This is a genomic window from Vibrio sp. D173a, from assembly GCF_030248475.1.
Map to the genome: position 1 here is coordinate 1 of NZ_JAHGAH010001239.1, position 970 is coordinate 970.

Annotated in this window: 1 protein-coding gene; it reads right to left on the reverse strand. The window is 48.0% G+C overall.

Translation table 11 applies throughout. The features are described from left to right. Positions 1-107: 107 nt before the first annotated feature. Positions 108-970, reverse strand: an 863-nt coding sequence (locus KIV40_RS32550; protein WP_285353494.1) for a LysR family transcriptional regulator, incomplete at its 5' end; no start/stop codon positions are given.

The window sequence follows — 970 nt, forward strand, 5'->3', positions numbered from 1 at the left end:
AATCACTGGGCGGGTTGTCATCAAGCTATAGCTTTAAACACTCGAAGCTATAGAGCTTCAAGCAATAAATACAAAGGGCTGAGTTTACTCAGCCCTTTTTCATTCCGTTAACCTAGCCCAACATCAGCAATCCGCTTCTGAATCAACTCGCCACACTCCTCTTTCACCACTCGTCTCAGCCATTGCTGAGAAGCTGACGAATCGCAACGCGAATGCCAAATCAGTGAGTAATCAAACGGCATAAACTCGAATGGTAGTGGTTTAACAACGAGGTCGTAGCGCTCTGCCACTAAATACGCGAGGTCGGCAGGCACTGTGATCACAAGAGGCATTCTATCGACGATCGCTAAAGCCGCCTCCAAATGATAGGCTCGCAGCACCATCCTTCTTGGAGGTTGATTAGCTAATGCATTATCAAGCAAGGCTTTTACGCCATCACTGATAGCAATCATCGCATGAGGCAGTGATACATAATCATTGAGACTTAACGCGCTATCAGCCAGAGGGTGATTTTTAGAAAGCAGGCACGATACCCCAACAGGTCCTAATACTTGCTGATGCAAGGGGGCGACAGGACCTGTTGGTCGGCATATCGCCATATCAACCCGCTCAGTACTCAACTGTTTAAATAGATTCTCATGCTGAAGCGGTGCAAACTCTAACGAGATGTTTGGTGCTTGCTCATAAATCTTAGGCAGCGCATACGGAAGGATAGTTTGCATCGCGTAATCTGTAGTCGCGATCAGGAAACGTTCCGTGCAGTAGTATGGGTCAAAGTCACTTGGACTTAACAGCTGACGAAATGACTCCAACGGCTGATCAATGCGCTGGCTGATTTCGAGTGCTCTTTTGGTCGGAAGTAGACGCTGCCCTTGACGAGTAAAGAGGGGATCGTTAAGGAGTTCACGAAGTCGCCCCAACACTCGACTGGTTGCAGACTGACTAAGATTCAAACGCAAAGCGGCTTGGC